Genomic DNA, 20,524 nt, shown 5'->3' on the forward strand with positions numbered 1-20,524 from the left:
TTCAAAATGATTTCCTTCTTCCTAAATATTGAAATGGTTAGACCTATTTTATCATGCAAGACTTTACTTTATCATTCAATTTGAACCAAATAGTTGGAAAAACTTACCCTAAGCCCAAAAGAAAAACCAGTCCTTCTTGAAAGAACTGGTCTTTTTATCCCTATTATCTTACAGCCTGCTCATGGTATTCGTCTTTCTCTGCTTTTACTTTAGGGCCCTTCTTCGGTTTTGGTCCCATATTGTCAAAACGTGCTAAATCATAAACTGCAGCCCCAACAATTTCAGCTACATCCTGAAGCTTTTCTTTGCTGATTTTGTCAATGGAATCCTCTGGTGTATGGTACCAAGGCTCAGACGGGCTATGAATAAATAACGCGGCTGGAATCCCTGCTTCAGCAAAAGGAACATGGTCACTTCGGCCACCTTGACCGTACGGAGTTGGCTCACCGTTCAATCTTGTACTTGAAGCTTGAGCAAGCTCTGTTACTAGATTTGGTTTGCCATCAAGAGTTAGTAAAACTAAATCTCCAGCATCTCTGCTTCCGACCATATCAAGGTTGAAGTTAGCAATCGTTCTCTCTTTTTCATCTTCTGATAGATTATTAACATAGTAGGTTGAGCCAATTAAACCTAGCTCTTCCGCGCCAAATGTAACAAAGCGGATTTCAGTATCGGTTGGCACATTTTTTAATACTCGTGCTAGCTCAAGCGTTGTTGCTGTTCCAGAAGCATCATCATTTGCGCCCGGTGCACCCGCAACTGAATCGTGATGCGCACCTACTACGATAATCTTATTTGTATCCTTTTGTTTATTTGTCGGTTTTTTAGTTGCTATGACATTATGAGAAAGATTTTCTCCCGTTCTAGCACCCTCAATTTTTACAGATGCCTTCAAAGCTGTACCTTCATTTAGCTTAGCCAGAAGTGCTTCACCCTCCGCCTTCGTTAAAGAAACAGCTGGAACATATTTATCATTTGCTTCGCCGAGTGTTCCATTTACTGCACCGCTCGTGTTATTAAATATAATAACTCCAGCGGCCCCTTTTTCAGCTGCATTTAACACTTTTTCACCGAAACTAATGTCACCGCGCTGAATGAGGGCAATTTTTCCTGTTAAATCTTTATTTGCAAGCTCTTCTTTCTTCCCTAACCCAGCATAAACAAGATCGCCAGTCACATTCCCGCTGACTGAGTATGTAAAGGAAGCAGGATTAAGCTTTCCGTCGTGACCATTTACATTCAATTCAACCGTATGTGGAGCTGTATATCCATAGAATGTAAACGGCTGAATTTCTACATCATATCCGTAAGATTCAAATTGCTCCTTAATAAACTTGACAGCTTGATCCTCCGCTTCAGTCCCTGCCACACGCGGTGTTTTCGACAAATGTGCAATATTTTTATAAATATTTTCTGCATTAATCTTCTTGATAACCATATGATCAAACACGTTAACTGGCTGAGCTTGTCCAGTTTCAATCGGCTTCGCATAAACAGCCTGTGTTCCAATAGCACCAAATGCTAATGTCGTAGCTAGTGCAATTGATATAATTGGCTTTTTCATAGTACCCCTCCTAGGAATCATTTATATAAATATTAAACTGTTCAAAATATTCCAATAAGGGGATTTCTTACTATTAGCTACTAGGAAGAAGTATCTATTTTTGCCAAAGTTTCCTATTAAATGACAAAAGGACCAGGAAATAACTACCTGGTCTTTTAAATCTAGTAAATTTTTTATATCAATATATTCCCTCTAATCTTCATCCTTCACATCAATATCTTCAGGGATCGGCTCATTTAATATTTCCTCTACCAATTCTTTGTATTTTTCCATTTGCTTGACATGTGTATTAAACTGTTCTTTATAAATTAAATATTGCTCGCCATCATAAATCGTACGGATTCGCTTTTGCAAAATAAGATTTTTGACATATGACTCCGAACATGAGAGAAATTCAGCTGTTTCTTTAATAGTTAAGTACATAGATTCCTACCTTTCCTTAATAAAGGGTTCTTTTTCCTATTATTCTTCCAAATATTTAATGAAGGTCTTTATTTGCCTTCCAATCTAGGCTAAAATGTTTATTAATGTTATTTTCAATATAACAATACTATTATGAACGACGAAAAATGAAAAGTTTCTTTAATTATTTTTCATATGGAATAGGGGTTACAATATCAAATGAATAAATCGAGATTTGTTTTATTATATGTAACCATAAGTATTGTATGGCTGTTCGGCACGGACTTCGTGCTTAGCCAATTCCAGCCTTCACCTCTCATAAAAGTGATTGAAAGATGTAAAGAACTTATTTATATTCTAACAACAGGATGGTTATTTATTTATTTTTTACAAAAGACAGAAAAGCTAAGACACTTTAAGGATGAGGAAAAGCGATTATCTACTCTTATCAATTCAATGGTTGACTTTGTAAACTTTAAAGATGGCGAAGGGCGATGGATCGAAGCGAATGAATTTGGGTTAAAATTATTCCAGCTTGAAAATGTTGATTATAAAGGAAAAAAAGATTCAGAGCTCGCCGAGTTTACTGAATTTTATGGAGATGCCCTGCGTTATTGCGAGATTTCAGATGAAGAGGCGTGGAAAAATGGCGGTGTCACACATATTGAAGAGGTAGTCCCCCTGCCTAATGGGATGGAAAAAACGTTTGACACGATCAAGGTTCCGCTTTTTCATAAAGATGGCAGCCGAAAAGGGCTTGTCATTATTGGCAGGGATATTACCGAAAGAAAATTATTCGAAAACCTATTAAAAAGAAGCAGGGAACAGTACAAATCCTTATTTGAGTATAGTCCAGATATCGTCTACATGATTAATTTGAACGGTGTAATCACCGATGTCAATCCGCAATTTAAAGCGATAACTGGCTACGATGATCGGATGGTCCTCGGAAAAAGTGTCAAAGAAATGCTCTCCAAAGAAGATCAAGAGCTTGTACTGGAGTCAATTTCCAATATCATCAATGGGGAAAATGTCGAGAAATATGAGATGAATATCCCCCATGCAAATGGCGATACCATCACTTTACAATGTACGAACCTTCCGATTTTCGTAAATGAAAAAATCGACGGGATTGTCGGGTATGCAAAGGACGTCACACTGCTAAGGCAAACAGAAGAAAGATTAAGAAGGACTGAAAAGCTTTCTATTGTAGGTGAGCTTGCTGCAAGTGTTGCACATGAAATCCGCAATCCGCTCACCTCACTCATTGGCTTTGTTCAGCTTTTGCAAAAAGAGAATGAGAAGGATCATTTATACCACAAAATTATGCTCGATGAATTAAACCGGATTAATTATATCGCTGGAGAACTTCTCATGCTGGCCAAACCCCAGCAAGTCCAATTTACTCATGCAAACATCCATTTAGTTCTATTTGAAGTCGTTTCCTTGCTGCAGTCTGATGCAAATTTATATAATGTGCAAATTGAACTTGTAGCTGATCGGGAAGAATATTTCATTAAATGTGTACCAAATCAATTAAAGCAGCTGTTTATTAATATTATCAAAAATGCCATTGAAGCTTCAGCTAACAAAGGCAAAATAACGGTCTATTTATGTTCTAAGGAAAATGACAGTGTATGTGTAACTGTCAAAGATGATGGCTGCGGAATTCCCGAAAAACGATTAGAAAAAATCGGAGAGCCTTTTTATTCATCGAAGGAAAAAGGAACTGGCTTAGGTTTAACTGTAAGCTATAAAATCGTACAATCTCATAATGGTTCGATGATCTTCAACAGTAAAATAAATGAAGGAACCGAAGTAGTAATGAAATTCCCCGCTGCTATTGAGAAAAAGCTGGAACAAGCTCTATGATTAGTAAAACTAAGGCATTCGCCCAGTCTTTTTTGGCGAATGCCTTAATTTTTCTTATGTGATATTACGAGCAGGATTTCAAACTAGTTTCCATATTACTTTAGTATGCTAATAAACTTAAACTTTTCTATTAGCCAAAAATAAGAAGCTCAAATCATCAAACATTTGATGGTTTGAGCTTCTTTTATTTTTACAGTTATTACCCCTTTATCTCCAGCAGCTTTTGGCGTAAATCATTTTCCATTGATGCGAGCTCCTGCTCAGCCAAGCGGCGCTTGTGGCGACCCTCCTCTTGAATTTTTAATGTTTCTTCAAGAGTGGAAATTAAATTCGCCTGTGTTTTTTTCAATGTTTCAATATCGACAAGGCCGCGCTCATTTTCCCGTGCTGTCTCAATTGTATTCGTTTTTAGCATTTCAGCATTTTTCAGCAGCAGTTCATTTGTCGTTTTGGACACTTGCTTTTGTGCTTCTACGGCGTGACGCTGCCTGATTAATGTCAATGCGATCGCGACTTGGTTCTTCCATAGCGGGATGGCTGTCATAATAGATGATTGAATTTTTTCTACTAACGCCTGATTTGTATTTTGAATTAGACGGATTTGCGGAGCACTTTGAATCGTGATTTCCCGGCTTAATTTCAGATCATAAAGCCGTTTATCCAGTCGATCAGCGAACTGGATCATATCATTGACTTCCTGGAACTTCATTTGATCATTCGATACTTCTGCAGATTTCTTTAATCCTGGGATCGTCTTCCCATGCAATTCCTCAAGCTTAATTTCTCCAGCGGCAATATACACATTTAATGCATGAAAATATTCCTTGTTATTTTCATAAAGCTTTTCTAGCATAACGACATCGGATAGGAGAATATTTTTACTGCGTTCTAGCTTCACGCTAATCCTGTCAATTTGTGCGCCTGTTTTTTGATACCGAGACAAAGTCTCCTGGATTGTGTTAGAAATCCGTCCAAACATGCGGGCAAGGAAAGATGTTTTCTCCATTTTTAAATCATCTGGATTAACCTCATTGAACTTCATCATTAATTCGCTAATGATTTCCCCTACTTCTCCGATATCCTTTTTCTGAACCTGCTCTAGCATCGTATTCGAGAAAGCCAATAATTTCGACTGTGCCGGCGTCCCATAGGAAATCATGGCTTGATGGTTTTTCGGATCAATCTGCTCCGCAAGCTGTAAAGCCTTTATTCGATTTTCTTCCGGAATCACATCAATGAGCCTGACTTGTTTTTCTACAGCAGGCTCAAGTTTGCTCGTAAGCTCTTGGTTATCATCAAATGGGTTAGAAAGTAAATCATCCATTAAATTCGACGTGCTTGTGTTTTTTAACAGGGATGGATTTTGTTCACTCATCTTAGTCTCCTGCTTTCATCAATTATTCGAGAATCCTTGAGGGATTTTATTGTATGCTTTGCGACATCAATTTCAAAATTCAATTGATCAATATCATCCGAGATGACTTTATACAAGTCCTCTTCTACTAAAACCGTTAACTCCTCCAATGTACGGCGAGTTTCATATAATGATTGATCGAGCTCAAACGTCTTCTTTGGCTGCGTAGATAAAAACACATACTTCTCCGATAGCTCAACAGCAGAGTCTAAATGGGAAAAGTAAAACGGCTCCGCCTTATAAAATCGTTTCGGTTCTTTTTTCGTTAACCGATAGATTTTTCTTGTCGTTCTCATGAGCTCCATCCTTTGTTTTAAAGAGGGGATGTGCCGAATGGAGAAAAGCGCTTTATGCAAACGAGCTATTTTTGGTTTTGCTTCATCTATATTCTTCTTAATATATTGGTATTCCTTCCTCTTCAGCTGGTGCCGCTTTAAAAAACGATGCTTTAAAATCATCCCGGTCAGCCCGTAAGCGAATGCTCCGACCACCAGTCCAATCCCACCCGCAAGCCAGAAAGATTGTGCAAATGTAAAATAGCTAATCAGCCAAACACTCGTAGATACCGGAATGGCAATTAATATTCGCAGCAAAAATGCTAAAAATTGATTCATCGTCATCGACTCCTGACATCAAATTCGCCTTGGCGTATTTGCGCCCAGATTTTTATCGAGCCTGCTCGATAAATTCCTTTAAAAATCTGAGGTATCCGCCGGAGGCTTAACTTTATTCAGCTAAGGTTTAACCCCTCACTGAATTGAATCTCCGTTTGCACTCATCTTACCATTTTAAATGGGGAGATAAGTGCTGAATAAAGGTATCTTTACTATTTATACGTTCTTTCTAAATCTAAGTTTCAGTTTTGCGAAATTTCCTTCTCACTATAAACATACACGAAATAGAAGCTCACATCTATAGACCCTGACCTTAAATTTATCTAAGACTTAAGACGTAGGGATACGGTGGAGATATTTTTGGAGGTGGCTTGGCAAATGTGATCTTCGAGGTAGCCATGCGAGCGTTTTTAGACGTCACCTTGGAAACGCGTCCCATTAAGCGTTCATGGGCACCGTTTTGGGGCGTGACCTTGGAAAACAAGCTCCATGAAGCGGTCATGGGCACCGTTTTGGGGCGTAACCTTGGAAAACGCGTTCCATGATGCGGTCATGGGCACCGTTTTGGGGCGAGACCTTAGAAAACGCGTTCCATGATGCGGTCATGGGCACCGTTTTTGGGTGCGACCTTGGAAAACACGCTCCATAAAGCGTTCATGGGCAACGTTTTGGGGCACGACCTTGGAAAACGCGATCCATGAACCTTTCATGGGCAACGTTTTGGGGCACGACCTTAGAAAACGCGCTCCATGAAGCGTTCATAGGCACCGTTTTTGGACTCTGCCTCGGAAAACACGTTCCATGAATTATTTATCTTACTATCGCCCTATAAAAGACCAATTATAAGAAAAACTGTCCGTCATGACCCTCGTATGAAGTGACCCCTAAAAGTTAGACACGGTTATTTCATCAGGCAGCTTGGAAAAAATGAGTTCGGTATTGCACCGGACTCATTTTTAATTTTGCCTTCATCCTTTTGTTTTCAGACAATGGGAATTTTAAACTTTAAATCTGTTTATAAGTAATTTCAATTCTTCTGCCATATCTGCTAAAGTACTTGCTGACAGTGAGATTTCTTCAATTGATGCCAATTGTTCTTCCGTGGAGGCCGATACTTCTTGCGTATGAGATGCCACCTCTTCTTCAGCTTTTGTAATATATTCCATTGAGTGAACTACCCGCTCAGAACCAGCAGCTAATTGCTCCGCTGCAGATGAAACTTCTTGAATCTGATTCGACACTTTATTAATAGAATCTTGGATCGTCACGAATGATTCACCGGCTTGATTTACGACTCCAATTCCTTCAAGAACTTCAGCTGTAGCAAATTCCATTGATTGAACTGCACTAAAGGTTTCATCTTGAACTAAAGCGATTAGTTGGGTAATTTCTTTTGCAGATTCCGCGGATAGTTCAGCTAGCTTTCGAACTTCATCGGCAACGACAGCGAATCCCCGTCCTTGTTCTCCGGCCCTTGCCGCTTCAATCGCTGCATTTAAAGCAAGCAGGTTTGTCTGATCCGCTATTCCTGTAATGGAGCTTGTAAAGACCCCAATCTCTTGTGACCTTTCCCCTAAACCTTGAATGACTTTCGCCAAGCCATTGACAGTTTGATTAATCGAATTCATTTGTCTAACAGCTATTTTTATTGCCCGATCTCCCTCTAATGCCTTTTCTGAAGCCTCTATAGCAGTGGAGGAAACTGTTAAAGCATTTTGAGCAATTTGATGGACGCTCGAAGACATTTCATTCACAACAAGAAAGCTTTCTTCCACACTTTGAACTTGTTGATCTGCATCCTTAGTCATTTCACTCATTTTCATCGTAATTTGCTTTGTTACCATATTTGTTTGTTCTGCGCTTGAATTTAATTCTTCCGAAGAAGCTGCAACTTGTTGTGCACTTGTGTTAACCTTCTCAATGATCTCACGCAAGTTTTGCGCCATCACATTTAATGTGTTTGCTAAGTCACCTATTTCATCTTTATTCTTTACTTTTATGTTCTCAACGGTTAAATCTCCTTCTGCAATCCTTTTAGCATAATTAATTAAAGAAGTGATCGGCTTTGTTTTTCTTTTCAGTATACTAATTGTAATAAAACTTGCTAATAACATTGGCAGGAGTCCCAGCATAAAGCTAGCTTTCACTGAATCCCATGTTCTCTCACTTACAATCTTTGCGTTGAAATCAATTGCATTTATTGCAATGATTTCTTTATTAGGATCATGATCTTTAAATACAGGAGCATAGCCAGTCACGCGCTTCATTCCTCCGTATTCATATATTTTTGAGTAATGAGGATGTTTCGTTTCTTTAATTACTTTGATTGCCTCTTGATCAATATAGAATTGATCCCCTGCCTTAAAGCCTTGCTTTTGCAAATTAGAATCCGCTGCCAAAATCGTTCCATCCAAAAGGAGCATATATTGACTCTCAAAAATTTGCTTATGATCGGTAGTCCAATTTAAGGTTTGTTGAATCTCGTTTAATTTTTCTTTACCTCCATTAATTACTTTTTCAATATCACCAGGCGCAATTAATCCCGTCGTAATATTTGCACAACCTACAGCCTCAATGCCAGCTGCCTCGTATGTTTTGTCATATGTTACCCAGTAGTTTGATATGGTCGTAATAATCATTGAAGCAAAAACAACACATACAATGATTATTCCCAGCTGCCATGTAATACTTTTTCTCATAATCTGTTCCCCCATGTTAACCTCTTTGTTTTCTAAAATATAAGTCCATTATACCTAAACACAGATATATATTCGGTGCTTTATTACTATTATCGGCTAATTTATAGACTTCTCAACAACAAAAAACCATCCATAGTTCTGTGACAATGGATGGTTTCGTTGAAAGTTTTTTTACTCAATCACTGATTTTTCAATGGCCTGTTCAAAAGCAAGAATAATATCTTCTGGATGTTCGATTCCAACTGAAATACGGACAACTTCTCTCGTAATACCTAACGCTTTATTTGCTTCAGGAGGCAAAGCCCGGTGAGATGTCGTGAGCGGATGGGATACACTTGTCTCTACACCAGCAAGGGTCGGAACAATTTTTACCCAGGAAAGGGATCTGAAAAATTGATTCACATCAACATTCTTGGAAAGTTCTACAGATACCATGGCACCGAAACCTTCCTCCGCTTCGTTAAAAGGATAGTAAACCTTTGCAATATTTGTATTCCCTTGCAGTGCTTCAGCTAGTTTTCTCGCATTCGCAGATTGACTCTTTATTCTTAAAGCTAGTGTTTTTAATCCGCGGCATGTCAGCCAAGCTTCAAACGGACTTACATTCGCTCCGAGATTGACAACCTTCGCTCTTGCCTTTTCTATTAAATCTTCTCTTCCTACTACCACGCCTGCTGTCACATCACTGTGCCCGCCAATATATTTAGTCGCACTATGGACAACTAAATCCGCCCCTAGCATATAAGGGGTACAATGAAATGGTGTTGCGAATGTATTATCAATGAGTACTGATAATTGATGCCTTTTCGCAAGACTAACAACAGCTTCAAGGTCCTCCACTCGTAAAAGCGGATTTGTAATGGATTCTGTAAAAAGCAGCTTTGTATTTGGCTTAATGGCCTGTTCTACTATTTGAATGTCAGAGAAAGAAACGAATGATGTCTCAATCCCAAGCTCGTTCAATTCTTCTTTTAATAAATGGAAGCTTCCGCCGTATACGTCATCTGCAGCAACAATGTGATCACCGCTTTTTACAACGGCAAGCACTCCTGCCAAAATTGCTGAAAGCCCGGAAGAAGCCGCTACACCAGCAGGGGCGCCTTCAAGTGCTGCGACTGCTTGACCAAGCTCATCTGTATTTGGATTGCCGACGCGGGAATATAAGTAATTCCCCTCCCCTTGGTAGTATCCTTCAAGATCGTCTAAATCTTCAAATGTAAAAGCTGAAGTTTGATAGATTGGGGTTACCTTGCTTTTAATCGGCTTCTTGTTTTTTTCAACATTATGCAAAACGAGTGTTTCAAATCTTTTTTCCAAAACAGGCACCTTCCTTTTTAATAGATTCTTATTTATTTTGGAGATCTCAAGGGAAAAACCTTACCATGAAGTGTTCATGAAGCGCGTTTTGAGAGATTCCAAGAGAAAACTCGCACCATGATGCGTTCATGAAGCGCGTTTTGACTAATCCCATGAGAAAACACGTACCATGAAGCGTTCATGAAGCGCGTTTTGAGAGATCTCAACAGAAAACACGTACCATGAAGCGATCATGAAGCGCGTTTTGACTAATCTCATGAAAAAACACGCACTATGAAGCTCAGAAATCTAATTTATTAAAAATATTACTTTATTTTAACTTATATTTGAAGAATATTCTTATATTTTTTAAAATTACTAGAACTTTTTCAACTAGTGATTGAATCCGCTGAGTATCGATAAATCAAAAATCTGTCATGTGGATTATGTACTGACCCAGTAAGAAGGATTTCCTCCTTCAACTCAAAGACCGTTTGATTTTCTAAAAAATAAATATAATCCTCTGATGGATAATAAAAAATTAGCTCAATTTCCCTTGGATATTCTTCAACCGAAAGCAAAATATTATTTACAACCTTCATAAAAATTTGTATGGAAAATGGGTTAAAAAAATAAAACCGATTGTCTGGGGGATCAATTTTGTATTCCTCAGCCAAACAGCACTGAAAGGAGACTTCACCTCTTCCATTTTTATTTTTCTTCAAATAGCTGTCCAAGTTTTCCAAGGCTTCCCGATAATAGTTCTTGTTCATCTCCACACCAACAGCTGAAGCATTAAACAGATAATTGCAATAAAAGTTTAATCTCCCTTTTCCACATCCAAAATCAACTAGCCGATCACCGCTGTTCATTTCATAATGCTGAAACAATGTTTCTAATGCGCTATATGGGGTGGATTCATATCGGTGATAATGAATTGATTGATTAAATCCCTTTTGATTACCACCTGTTTTAATATTCAGCAAAGCATCATAATATTGTTCTTTCATCGAATGCTCCTATTCCGACGTATTCTGCTCACACAAAAGCATTTTAGTATTATTTTATCTTAATTAGCAACAATGAAAATAGTCCACAAAAAAAATGAAGCTGGTCCAAACTGAAACCCAGCTTCATTTTTACTATCAAACTATTAAACTATTTACGAACCAAGCTATAAACTGAAGCGCCTACTAAGTCCCCAGCCTCTTTTAATCTTTCTATACTAATATGTTCGATTTTATCTAGTGGTGTGTGATAATACGGCTCTAGGTTCGCTGTACCTGGCTCTCTGCGAATGAAATTCACAGCTGGAATTCCTGCATCGTGGAACGAAACGTGATCGGAAGCTCCGCGCTGATAGAGAACTAGTTCAGATGGTGTTCCAATTCTTGCAGCGGTAGCCTTCGCTGTATTAGTAACGATGTTTGCTTGTCCATCCACTGTATTCATGAAAATGGCTGTCGCATTTTCCCATGAGGTCCCGACCATATCCATGTTAAAATTCGCAATGCTCCTTTTGATTTCATCTTGACTTAGCTGGCTCACATAAAATTCAGAACCAACAAGGCCAATTTCCTCAGCCCCAACAAAAACGAATCTTAATTCTTTTTCGATTGGGTAGCTTTTTAGAACCCTTGCCAGCTCTAAAGCAACAGCTGTTCCTGAAGCATTGTCACTGGCACCTGGTGCAAATGGAACACTGTCAAAATGGGCGGATACATGCACAATGTCGTGATTTTTACCTTTTTGTGGTGTTCTAGTTGCAATAATATTTTGGGATTTTGCATTTTCAATTCGTTTCACTTTTAACGTTAGCGTCTTATTCTGTGCAGCTATATCTTTAAGTAATGCTTCGCCGCTTACCTTTGAAATTCCGCCTACCGGTATCGCGGCATCACCACCAATAGAAGGATTTAGAGGTCCAGGTGAATCTACATTATTATAAATCAGCACTCCAATAGCTCCAGCAGCCACGGCGTTGTCCACCTTTTCCTTAAATGTGATATCTCCTCTTGAGATAAGAGCGATTTTCCCAACGGCCTCCTCAGTAAAATCGACTGTTCTTCCAAAGCCGGCATCGTAAAGCTTTGAAGAGATCCCTTCCTCTGTTGTATCACTAGAGCCTGCAGGGATACTTACCATCACTTCATTTTGATCACTTGTTACTAAATAACCCGTCATTTTATCCGGAATACTAAACTCTTGTATTTTTACCTCGTATCCATAGGAAAGCAAGCGTTCCTTAATGAACTCGGCAGCGCGTTGCTCTCCTTCAGTACCGGTGACCCGCGGACCGATCGTTTCAGATAAATAATATACATCTTCATAGACCCGCTCAGCACTGACTCTAGCAATTACCTTTTGATCAAAGGCTTTTTCACTTGGATGGTCAGCCTGATTGACTGCAGCCTCAGCAGTTATAGCGGAATTAATGGGAGCAAAATATAAGCTGGAAGTAACGAGAATGGCAGAAAGTAAAACGGAAGAGCCCTTTTTCAAAACGAAAACCTCCTTGAGTTATGAATTCTCAAGATGTATTCGCTTTGATTTCCTATAAACCTTCAAAAAATTTACAAACGAAACTTTCAACCTAGGCTAGTTATTAAAGCACGGATATAGAGGACTATTCGTATCATTATCAATTAGGTCTTTAGGCCAATAAAATAATAACAGCACATTCAGCAAGAACTACTAAATGTGCTGTCACACAAAATATTGAATTTCTATTGCTTTTGTTCTCCAGAAACTGCATCATCTTTCAAGCCTGCCCAAAATGCAACTACAATAGATAACACAACAACGATAAACGGTGCATAAAACATTAGAAAGTGCTCCATCACATCAACCTCCCTTAACTCTTTCCCCGAACATAATCCTTATCAAATAAAAACAGTCTTAAAAGCAGCCATAATGAAGGTATCAACAGGCATAATCCCGCAATAAACGCAATAATGAGCGCAACGGCCATCGCTTCATTTGTAAAGCTGTCATAGAGAGTTAAGTATGGATATAACAAGTACGGATAGTGAGAAATTCCATAAGCAAAAAAGGCTAGTGTAAATTGTCCTGCCAATAATCCGAACGCAAGGCCATATTTCTGGCGCCTCCATATTAACCACACGGTACCAAGGAATAGAACAAATGATAAGCCAAACAGCCACCACATATTAAGCATTCGAGCATAATGCTCAGCATTATGTTCACGCAGCTCCACAATAATTCCAGCAGCTGAAATCATTAGTGGGGCCGCCCAGATCAATGCATATTTTCTTAATAGATCTGTTGCTTTTTGATCTTGAGCTTTATTCGCATACCACGTTAGAAAAACAGCTGAAATGTAGAGAACGGCGGCCAAGCTTAGCACAACAATGCTCCAAGTGAGCGGACTTGTAAAAAGTGCCCAGTAGTCCAACACCGGTTGATTATCAACAATCGAAACGAACCCGCCTTCCGAAATCGTCAACACAATCGATAGCGATGCTGGGATAAACAACCCCGAAAGACCGTACATAAATGTGTAGCCCTTATGTCCCCGCGATCCATACGTCTCAAAAGCATAGTATGATCCGCGAATCGCGATTAAAATAATCGCAATACTAGCTGGAACAAGTAGAATCGTTCCATAATAAAAAGCTGTTTTCGGGAAAAATCCGACCATACCGACAAAGAAAAAGACAAGAAAAACATTAGTGACTTCCCAAACAGGAGACAAATATCTTTGAATAATATTCGTTAATATATGCTTTCGGCCTGTAAGCAAGCTATACGCATTAAATACTCCAGCCCCAAAATCAATGGAAGCTACAACCACATACCCAAACAAAAATAGCCAAAGAACAGAAATACCAATCAATTCATGTGTCATACAAGATCACCACCTATTTCTGCATGCCTATCTTCTAGTTCTTTTTCAACCGGATTTCGTCTAAACATTCTCGTTAGCACAACGATACTTCCAATTCCTAAAATCAAATATAACCCGGCAAATAACACAAGCATGAGATTCACTTGTCCACTTGTAGTCGCCGCTTCCGATGTCCGCATAATTCCTCGCAATATCCACGGTTGCCTGCCCACTTCCGCAAACCACCAGCCTGCTTCCATCGCAATCACTGTAAGCGGACCTCCCGCAACGATAAACCCGCGGTACCAATTTGCCTTAACAAACGCCCAGCCCTTCCATTTTCCAAACACATACACAGCGGATAAAACAGTCATCCACATGCCAATTGAAACCATAATATCGAATAAATAATGGATATAGAGAGGAGGAATTTCATCCGCCGGAAACTGATTGAGCCCAGTGACTTCCGCATGTAAATTACTGTGAGCCAAAATGCTTAGTGCAAAAGGAATTTTAATGGCATATTTAACTTTACCATCCTTTAAAACACCAAATAAGTAGAGAGGGGCGCCTTCCTCAGTTTCTAGATGCCATTCAGCTGCAGCTAATTTTTCCGGCTGATATTCTGCTAAATATTTACCGGAGAAATCACCAATGACAGCAGTAGCAATCGAGAAAATCAAGCCTAGCTTCATTGTTAAATACAGCGCCTTTTTATGGTATATATGATTAGAGCCCTTCAGTAAGCGAAAAGCGGCAATCGCAGCAAGGATAAAGGCTGATGTCATATAGGCAGTGACAACTACATGCGCAACCTTTGTTGGCATAGCAGGATTAAACATCGCTATTAGCGGGTTAATATTAATGATCTGACCATCTACTAGGTCAAACCCTTGTGGTGCATTCATAAAGGCATTTACGATCGTTATAAACACTGCCGAAAACGAGGCACCGGCCGCCACTGGGATTAATAAAAGCATATGTTTCTTCTGATTCTCAAACCGATCCCAAGTATATAAATAGATGCCTAAAAAAATGGCCTCAAAGAAAAACGCAAACGTTTCCATAAATAAAGGTAGCGCGATAACATTACCAGCTAGCTCCATAAAGTTCGGCCATAAAAGTGAAAGTTGCAAACCAAGCGCTGTTCCCGTGACCACCCCAACAGCAACTGTAATGACAAAGCCTCTCGCCCATCTTCTTGCAAGTAAAATATAATGCTCATCATTCTTTTTGATCCCAATCCATTGGGCAATCATAATCATGAGCGGAACTCCAACACCAATCGTGGCATAAATAATATGAAATGATAAAGTGAGTTCGGTGAGAACTCGACTATAAAATACAGCATCCTCATTTCCCATTCCGAAAATCCCTCCTTAACCGACAACGACTCTTCTTAGCAGTGAAATAAGAATAATGCCAGCAACTGTAAATACGATCCGTATTAATATCTTTTCTTGCTTTTTATACAAGCTCATCCCTCCCTACAGATGAACATCCTTAAACTTATGAAGGAAAAATAATACTGTTGAAATCCATTCGCTAATGTATAAAGTTCCCATCTTATCCTTGATTAAACCAAAAAGATATCATTACAAAAGAAAAAAGCCTGCCCCCTTATCACAAGAGAACAGACTTCTTTAAGTTCGATTTTTATTTACGCTTTTTCTTTTTCGTCATTCTGCCTAAAAGGAATGCTCCAGCGGCAACTCCAAGGACTGTGTTTGTCTTTTTGTTGAATACTTGCTTCACAACAAGATTTAAGTTTTGCGGTCTTTCTGCAAGGCGGCGCATGAAATAGCCGTACCAGTCCTTACCGAATGGCACATACGTACAGAAGTTATAGCCTTCTTTCGCTAATTTTAGCTGCATATCTTTTCTAAATCCGTAGAGCATTTGGAATTCAAATTTATCATTTGGAATATCATTTTTTTTAACGAATTCCTTTACATGATTAATAATATTATGATCATGAGTAGCAATCGAAGTAAATTTTCCATTTAATAAATGATACTCGATCAACTTAATAAAGTTAGCATCAATCTCACTTTTGTCTTGGTATGCGTATTGCTCAGGCTCTTTATAAGCCCCTTTTACAATACGCAGACGATAATTTTTGTATTTTTGGATATCCTCTTCGGCACGATAGAAATAGGCCTGGATAACTGTTCCAATATTGTTATACTCTGTAGAAAGCTCATCTAAAAGATCAAATGATGGTTGTAGATGTCCATAGTCTTCCATATCAAAATTAATGAAAATATTATATTGATTCGCTTTATCGACAATTTCTCTTAAATTATTTAGACAAAATTCATAATCAATATCTAAACCTAACTGAGTCGGCTTCAAGGAAATATGAGCATCCACTTTTTCTTGATGAATTGCTTCAATCACCTTTAGGATTTGTTCTTTTGCTTCCGTTGCTTCCTCTTCTTTAAATACAAATTCCCCTAAATTATCAACAGTACAAGAAATTCCATGTGCATTTAATTCTTTAATGCTTTCGATTGTTTCTTCTATATTTGTTCCCGCTACGACATTTTGTGCACCCAATTTTAACCCGTACTTTTTAGCAGCACTATTTAGGAATTGGTTTTGGGATAAGCCAATAAAAATATCTTTTAACATAGCGAATGCTCCTTACTGTTCTATTTTCAATATAATTATAACATATCTGTTTCGCCAACTTCTTCATATCTTCTATCTTTTCCGATTTTCTTTGACAAAATTAGAGCCCATTCATTATTTTAGTATGCCTTTATTTACTCTACTATTTTGGTCAACATTCCCCATTCCTATAGACAATTCAAATGAAAGAATATAAAATTTGAAATTAACATGAATGACTTTTCCAAATTTATCGCAGATTAACGGGCTGTAAGACTCCCACGTCAAAAAGTTTAGAAAACAAAAACTTCTAAAGTGGGAGATCTAACAGCCCGTAAAGGCCCGACGACGGACAGGATGTCCTAGTCAGGCGAAAGCCACAGGACGTGGCGTATTGAGCGTGATAAGTTCAACTAACATTCAGTGGGAGATGAAGGCCCCCACTGAATGAAGTTTCCCTAATTTTATTATAGAAAAGGTGGATCAAATGGAATATTCAGATCGCTTAAAAAAACTCCCTGTTCAATTCTTTGCTAGCTTAGTTGAAAAGGTAAGCAAAGCCGTTGCAGAAGGGCGGGATGTCATTAATTTAGGACAAGGAAATCCCGATCAGCCAACACCGCCTCATATTGTTAAAGCGCTTCAAATGGCGGCTGAGGATCCTAAAACTCATAAATATTCTCCCTTTCGCGGAATTCAGGAACTCAAAAATGCAGCAGCTGAATTTTACTATAAACAATATGGAGTAGAAATTGACCCATCAACTGAAGTAGCCGTTCTTTTTGGCACAAAAACTGGCCTTGTCGAACTCCCTATGTGTCTACTAAATGAAGGAGACCTTATGCTATTGCCAGACCCTGGCTATCCTGATTATTTATCTGGGGTTGTCTTAGCTAACGTTAACTATGAAACCTTTCCATTAAAGGCGGAAAATAAATTTCTGCCGGATTATAACGCCATTTCTTCAAACATAAAAGAAGCGGCAAAACTAATGTACTTAAACTATCCTAATAATCCAACAGGCGCTACTGCTGACAAAGCCTTCTTTGAAGAAACTGTCGCGTTTGCGAAGGAACATAATATTACTGTATTGCATGACTTTGCCTATGGTGCTATTGGCTTTGACGGGAAAAAGCCTACTAGTTTCTTAGAGGTCGAAGGGGCTAAAGAAATTGGGGTAGAGATGTATACATTATCCAAAACATATAATATGGCGGGCTGGCGTGTCGGCTTTGCGGTTGGAAACGCTAAAATTATTGAAGCACTCAACCTCATTCAAGACCATCTATATTGCAGCCTTTTCCCAGCTGTACAAAAAGCGGCAGCAGCAGCTTTGACTGATGACCAGAAATGTGTTGAGGAGCTCGTTGCCCGCTATGAGAGCCGCCGAAATGTTCTGATTGAAGAATGTAATAAAATTGGTTGGAAAGCTGAAGCACCAAGTGGATCTTTCTTTGCTTGGCTTCCTGTCCCTAGTAGTTTTACAAGTGAGTCCTTCGCTGATTATTTACTAGAGAAAGCCGATGTAGTAGTCGCGGCTGGGAATGGGTTCGGCGAATATGGAGAAGGATATGTCCGCGTTGGCTTATTAGTTGACGAAGATATTCTCGTGAAGGCTATTGAACGAATTGGGAAACTAAATTTGTTTTGATTTATTTTTCTTAAGCAAAATGAATGAGCCAGTGATTTCTTTAAAGAGTCATCTGCCTACATCAAAGTGAGGTTGGATGACTTTTTTATTTCTCGAGTATTTTAAATATTATTCTAGAATAACGAAATATTTTTATTATTTTTTATAGAAAAGTAGTCCAAAAGTCAGCAAGATGTGCTAAAATACTCTTAAAATTCCAACTCTTTCTAAAAAAGGATAGGGGATGAGATTGTACAGAATTGTTATTGAACGGGAAGATGATGTGTATATGGCAAGCACCATCGGCAAAAGGGCTGCTGAAGAATTAGGCTTCAATAAATGCCTACAAACAAAATTAGTTGTTTCGATTATGGAATTAACCCGTAACATCGTCTTTTATGCAAAAAAAGGCGAAATACTTATACATCCGGATCCCCATGGTATTGAGATCATCGCAATTGATCAAGGACCTGGAATTGCCAATCTGGAACAAATTTTAAACCATTCATACAAATCCAAAACAGGATTAGGCTTAGGAATTTCTGGGGTGCAACGCTTAATGGATGAGTTTGAAATTACTAGCACGATTAATAAAGGCACGAAAGTACGAGCCGCCATACGGCTCAGTAATGGGGGTAAATAACTTGATTAAATCGCCTACCTCTAATGAAGCCTCATACGGGATGATTGAACTCAATCAAGATGGAACCATTTTGAAAATGAATACAGTGGCAAAAAGACTTTTAATTTCCGAAGAAAGTGACTCGAACAACCTTTTCCATCGCATTAAAAACAATGAAATTAAAACAAAGCTACATGAATGTTTCATGGGAAAATCCAATGAATTTATCGTGGTCATCGATACCCAGCCCCACTTTTTTTTATTTCATCGCACATTTAAAAATGAAAAGCTAGATAAAATACATATCTTTTTGTTTAATTTAAACCAATTGCAAAGCTTTCACGATCATAATAATTGGAATAATCATCTTTTGTCTTCCGTTGGAGAAATGGCTGCCGGGATTGCCCATGAAGTGCGGAATCCTTTAACTGCAGTAAAGGGGTTTCTCCAATTAATGGAGCAAAATTATACACAAGAGTATTCGCAAATAGCCCAAAGCGAATTAGATCGGGCCATCCAAACTTTAAATGATTTAATGAGTGTATCCAAGCCTGAATTTTTCCAAGAAGAGCATTCAACCTTTAATTTATGTTCGGAAATTGAAGCGATTTTGCTGCTTTTCCAAAATCAGCTATATCATATTCATTTAATAAAAAAATTCGAGCATGAAGGTTCCATGATTACCGGCAGAAAAGGTCAGATAAAAAAAGCTCTCTTCAACTTAATCAAAAATGCAATCGAAGCTATGCCCGATGGCGGCACTTTAATCATCGAGCAATATGAAGATGCCAGTGAAATACATCTCCGTATAACAGATTCCGGTGTTGGCATTCCAAAGGACAAGCTTCGTTTATTAGGGACTCCCTTCTTTTCACTCAAGCAGGATGGGAAAGGAATGGGACTCGCTCAAGTTTTTAATGCCATACAAAGTAATAACGGAAAAATTCGTGTAACAAGTGAGGCAGGTCAAGGAACCACCTTTTACCTTTCCTTCACAAAAATACTGCGACACACCAATTCATACACAGGGGGCCATTCAATGATTAATACGGTAAATACAAAAGTTGAATTAGCACAATTCTTGCAGGATAATTTAGATTTTTATACAAAAGAGTGGATTCAATATTTACAAAGAAACAAAAGTTACCTTACCACATTAATGAAAGAACATAATCTTCTTGAAGAATACGAAATGGAAGGAAATCCAATTATTAAAGTCGTTGCAGGAAACATCCTTGAGTTAAAAACAGAATTAATTATGGATCATGCACGGGATAGAGGGAGTAAAAGTGCCAAATCTGACTTTCCAATCCATTTATCTTTAGAACTTTTTCAATCAGCCCGCGGCATTATCTGGAATGCCATTAAAGAGTTTTATTCAGAATCGAATAACTCATTAAGCATGGAGGAGTTTTTTGCATTAGAACGCTATATAAACGATATTATCGATTTATATATTGACTCCCATACGTCATATTATGTTAGTTACAAGGATGAGTTGTTAAAGAGCCATCGTGAAACTTTTGATGAATTATCTGTTCCAATCATCCCAATTGCCGAAGGAGTGTGTATCCTTCCAGTAGTTGGAACGGTTGATACTTATCGGGCCAAAAAAATTCGCGAAAAAACTCTCTTTAGAGTAAAAGAGTTAAAAGCCGAGCAATTAATCATTGATCTTTCAGGTGTTCCTTATATCGATACATCTGTTGTGAATCACTTATTTAAAATAGTAAAAGGCATAAAAATATTGGGCTGCTCTACGATCCTAACAGGAATTAATCCTGATACTGCGGAAACGATGATTGAACTCGGAATCGAAATCGATAATGAGGTAAAAACAAGATCTGATCTACAACAGGCTTTGCAGGATATACGCCCATTCATAAGCCGAAAATAAGTTTGTTCATGTCGTCTGCGCTAGTGATTACTTCGAACATCAAGGCATGTTCAA

At 38.5% G+C, this 20,524-nt stretch carries 17 protein-coding genes; 5 read left to right on the forward strand and 12 right to left on the reverse strand.

What is annotated here, in order from left to right; translation table 11 throughout:
- Window positions 1-163 precede the first annotated feature (163 nt).
- Both F7731_RS18815 and F7731_RS18820 read right to left on the reverse strand, forming a co-directional pair.
- Window positions 164-1,564 carry a M28 family peptidase gene (locus tag F7731_RS18815; protein ID WP_151536335.1) on the reverse strand — a complete coding sequence of 467 codons (1,401 nt, stop codon included), beginning with the start codon at window positions 1,562-1,564 and terminating at the stop codon, window positions 164-166.
- A gap of 192 nt (window positions 1,565-1,756) precedes the next feature.
- Window positions 1,757-1,987, reverse strand: coding sequence for an excisionase family DNA-binding protein (locus F7731_RS18820; protein WP_151536336.1), 231 nt, complete (start codon window positions 1,985-1,987; stop codon window positions 1,757-1,759).
- Between the two features lie 198 nt (window positions 1,988-2,185).
- Between F7731_RS18820 and F7731_RS18825 the strand changes: the two genes are divergently transcribed.
- A complete protein-coding gene (locus F7731_RS18825) occupies window positions 2,186-3,838 on the forward strand; it encodes a PAS domain-containing sensor histidine kinase (RefSeq protein WP_151536337.1) in 1,653 nt (550 codons plus the stop codon).
- A 199-nt stretch (window positions 3,839-4,037) separates the two neighbouring features.
- Here the strand turns inward: F7731_RS18825 and F7731_RS18830 are convergent, their stop codons facing one another.
- Both F7731_RS18830 and F7731_RS18835 read right to left on the reverse strand, forming a co-directional pair.
- On the reverse strand, window positions 4,038-5,213 hold the full coding sequence (locus F7731_RS18830; protein ID WP_151536338.1) for a toxic anion resistance protein: 1,176 nt from the start codon (window positions 5,211-5,213) through the stop codon (window positions 4,038-4,040).
- Window positions 5,210-5,866, reverse strand: coding sequence for a 5-bromo-4-chloroindolyl phosphate hydrolysis family protein (locus F7731_RS18835; protein WP_151536339.1), 657 nt, complete (start codon window positions 5,864-5,866; stop codon window positions 5,210-5,212). The genes F7731_RS18830 and F7731_RS18835 overlap by 4 nt, the downstream gene beginning before the upstream one ends.
- Before the next feature lie 371 nt (window positions 5,867-6,237).
- Between F7731_RS18835 and F7731_RS26595 the strand changes: the two genes are divergently transcribed.
- Window positions 6,238-6,411: a hypothetical protein gene (locus F7731_RS26595; protein ID WP_170289749.1), complete on the forward strand. Its 174-nt coding sequence runs from the start codon at window positions 6,238-6,240 to the stop codon at window positions 6,409-6,411.
- Window positions 6,412-6,864: 453 nt separating this feature from the next.
- Here the strand turns inward: F7731_RS26595 and F7731_RS18840 are convergent, their stop codons facing one another.
- From F7731_RS18840 to F7731_RS18870, 8 genes are all read right to left on the reverse strand, one after another.
- Window positions 6,865-8,565, reverse strand: a complete 1,701-nt coding sequence (locus tag F7731_RS18840) for a methyl-accepting chemotaxis protein (RefSeq protein WP_151536340.1) — start codon at window positions 8,563-8,565, stop codon at window positions 6,865-6,867.
- A 171-nt stretch (window positions 8,566-8,736) separates the two neighbouring features.
- Complete coding sequence (locus tag F7731_RS18845) at window positions 8,737-9,882, reverse strand: trans-sulfuration enzyme family protein (protein ID WP_151536341.1); 1,146 nt, start codon at window positions 9,880-9,882, stop codon at window positions 8,737-8,739.
- A gap of 368 nt (window positions 9,883-10,250) precedes the next feature.
- Window positions 10,251-10,871, reverse strand: a complete 621-nt coding sequence (locus F7731_RS18850; RefSeq protein ID WP_151536342.1) for a class I SAM-dependent methyltransferase — start codon at window positions 10,869-10,871, stop codon at window positions 10,251-10,253.
- Between the two features lie 148 nt (window positions 10,872-11,019).
- On the reverse strand, window positions 11,020-12,363 hold the full coding sequence (locus F7731_RS18855) for a DUF4910 domain-containing protein (RefSeq protein WP_151536343.1): 1,344 nt from the start codon (window positions 12,361-12,363) through the stop codon (window positions 11,020-11,022).
- A gap of 224 nt (window positions 12,364-12,587) precedes the next feature.
- A complete protein-coding gene (gene cydS / locus F7731_RS27345; RefSeq protein WP_425482022.1) occupies window positions 12,588-12,701 on the reverse strand; it encodes a cytochrome bd oxidase small subunit CydS family protein in 114 nt (37 codons plus the stop codon).
- A gap of 14 nt (window positions 12,702-12,715) precedes the next feature.
- Window positions 12,716-13,729, reverse strand: coding sequence for a cytochrome d ubiquinol oxidase subunit II (locus F7731_RS18860; protein ID WP_151536344.1), 1,014 nt, complete (start codon window positions 13,727-13,729; stop codon window positions 12,716-12,718).
- Window positions 13,726-15,072 (reverse strand): cytochrome ubiquinol oxidase subunit I, encoded by a 1,347-nt coding sequence (locus tag F7731_RS18865; protein WP_151536345.1) that lies wholly within the window; start codon window positions 15,070-15,072, stop codon window positions 13,726-13,728. Before F7731_RS18865 ends, F7731_RS18860 begins: the two co-directional genes overlap by 4 nt.
- Window positions 15,073-15,364: 292 nt before the next feature.
- Entirely contained in the window at window positions 15,365-16,342 is a 978-nt protein-coding gene (locus tag F7731_RS18870) for a proline dehydrogenase family protein (protein ID WP_151536346.1), read from the reverse strand.
- A gap of 466 nt (window positions 16,343-16,808) precedes the next feature.
- Between F7731_RS18870 and F7731_RS18875 the strand changes: the two genes are divergently transcribed.
- The 3 genes from F7731_RS18875 (at window position 16,809) to F7731_RS18885 (ending at window position 20,470) form a co-directional block, all read left to right on the forward strand.
- Window positions 16,809-17,972 (forward strand): pyridoxal phosphate-dependent aminotransferase, encoded by a 1,164-nt coding sequence (locus tag F7731_RS18875; protein ID WP_151536347.1) that lies wholly within the window; start codon window positions 16,809-16,811, stop codon window positions 17,970-17,972.
- A gap of 229 nt (window positions 17,973-18,201) precedes the next feature.
- Window positions 18,202-18,594, forward strand: a complete 393-nt coding sequence (locus tag F7731_RS18880; RefSeq protein WP_151536348.1) for an anti-sigma regulatory factor — start codon at window positions 18,202-18,204, stop codon at window positions 18,592-18,594.
- 1 nt (window position 18,595) lies between these two features.
- Complete coding sequence (locus F7731_RS18885; protein ID WP_246197319.1) at window positions 18,596-20,470, forward strand: ATP-binding protein; 1,875 nt, start codon at window positions 18,596-18,598, stop codon at window positions 20,468-20,470.
- The last annotated feature ends 54 nt before the right edge of the window (window positions 20,471-20,524 follow it).

Source organism: Cytobacillus depressus (assembly GCF_008923245.1).
In the GTDB taxonomy this organism is placed as follows: domain Bacteria; phylum Bacillota; class Bacilli; order Bacillales; family Cytobacillaceae; genus Cytobacillus; species Cytobacillus depressus.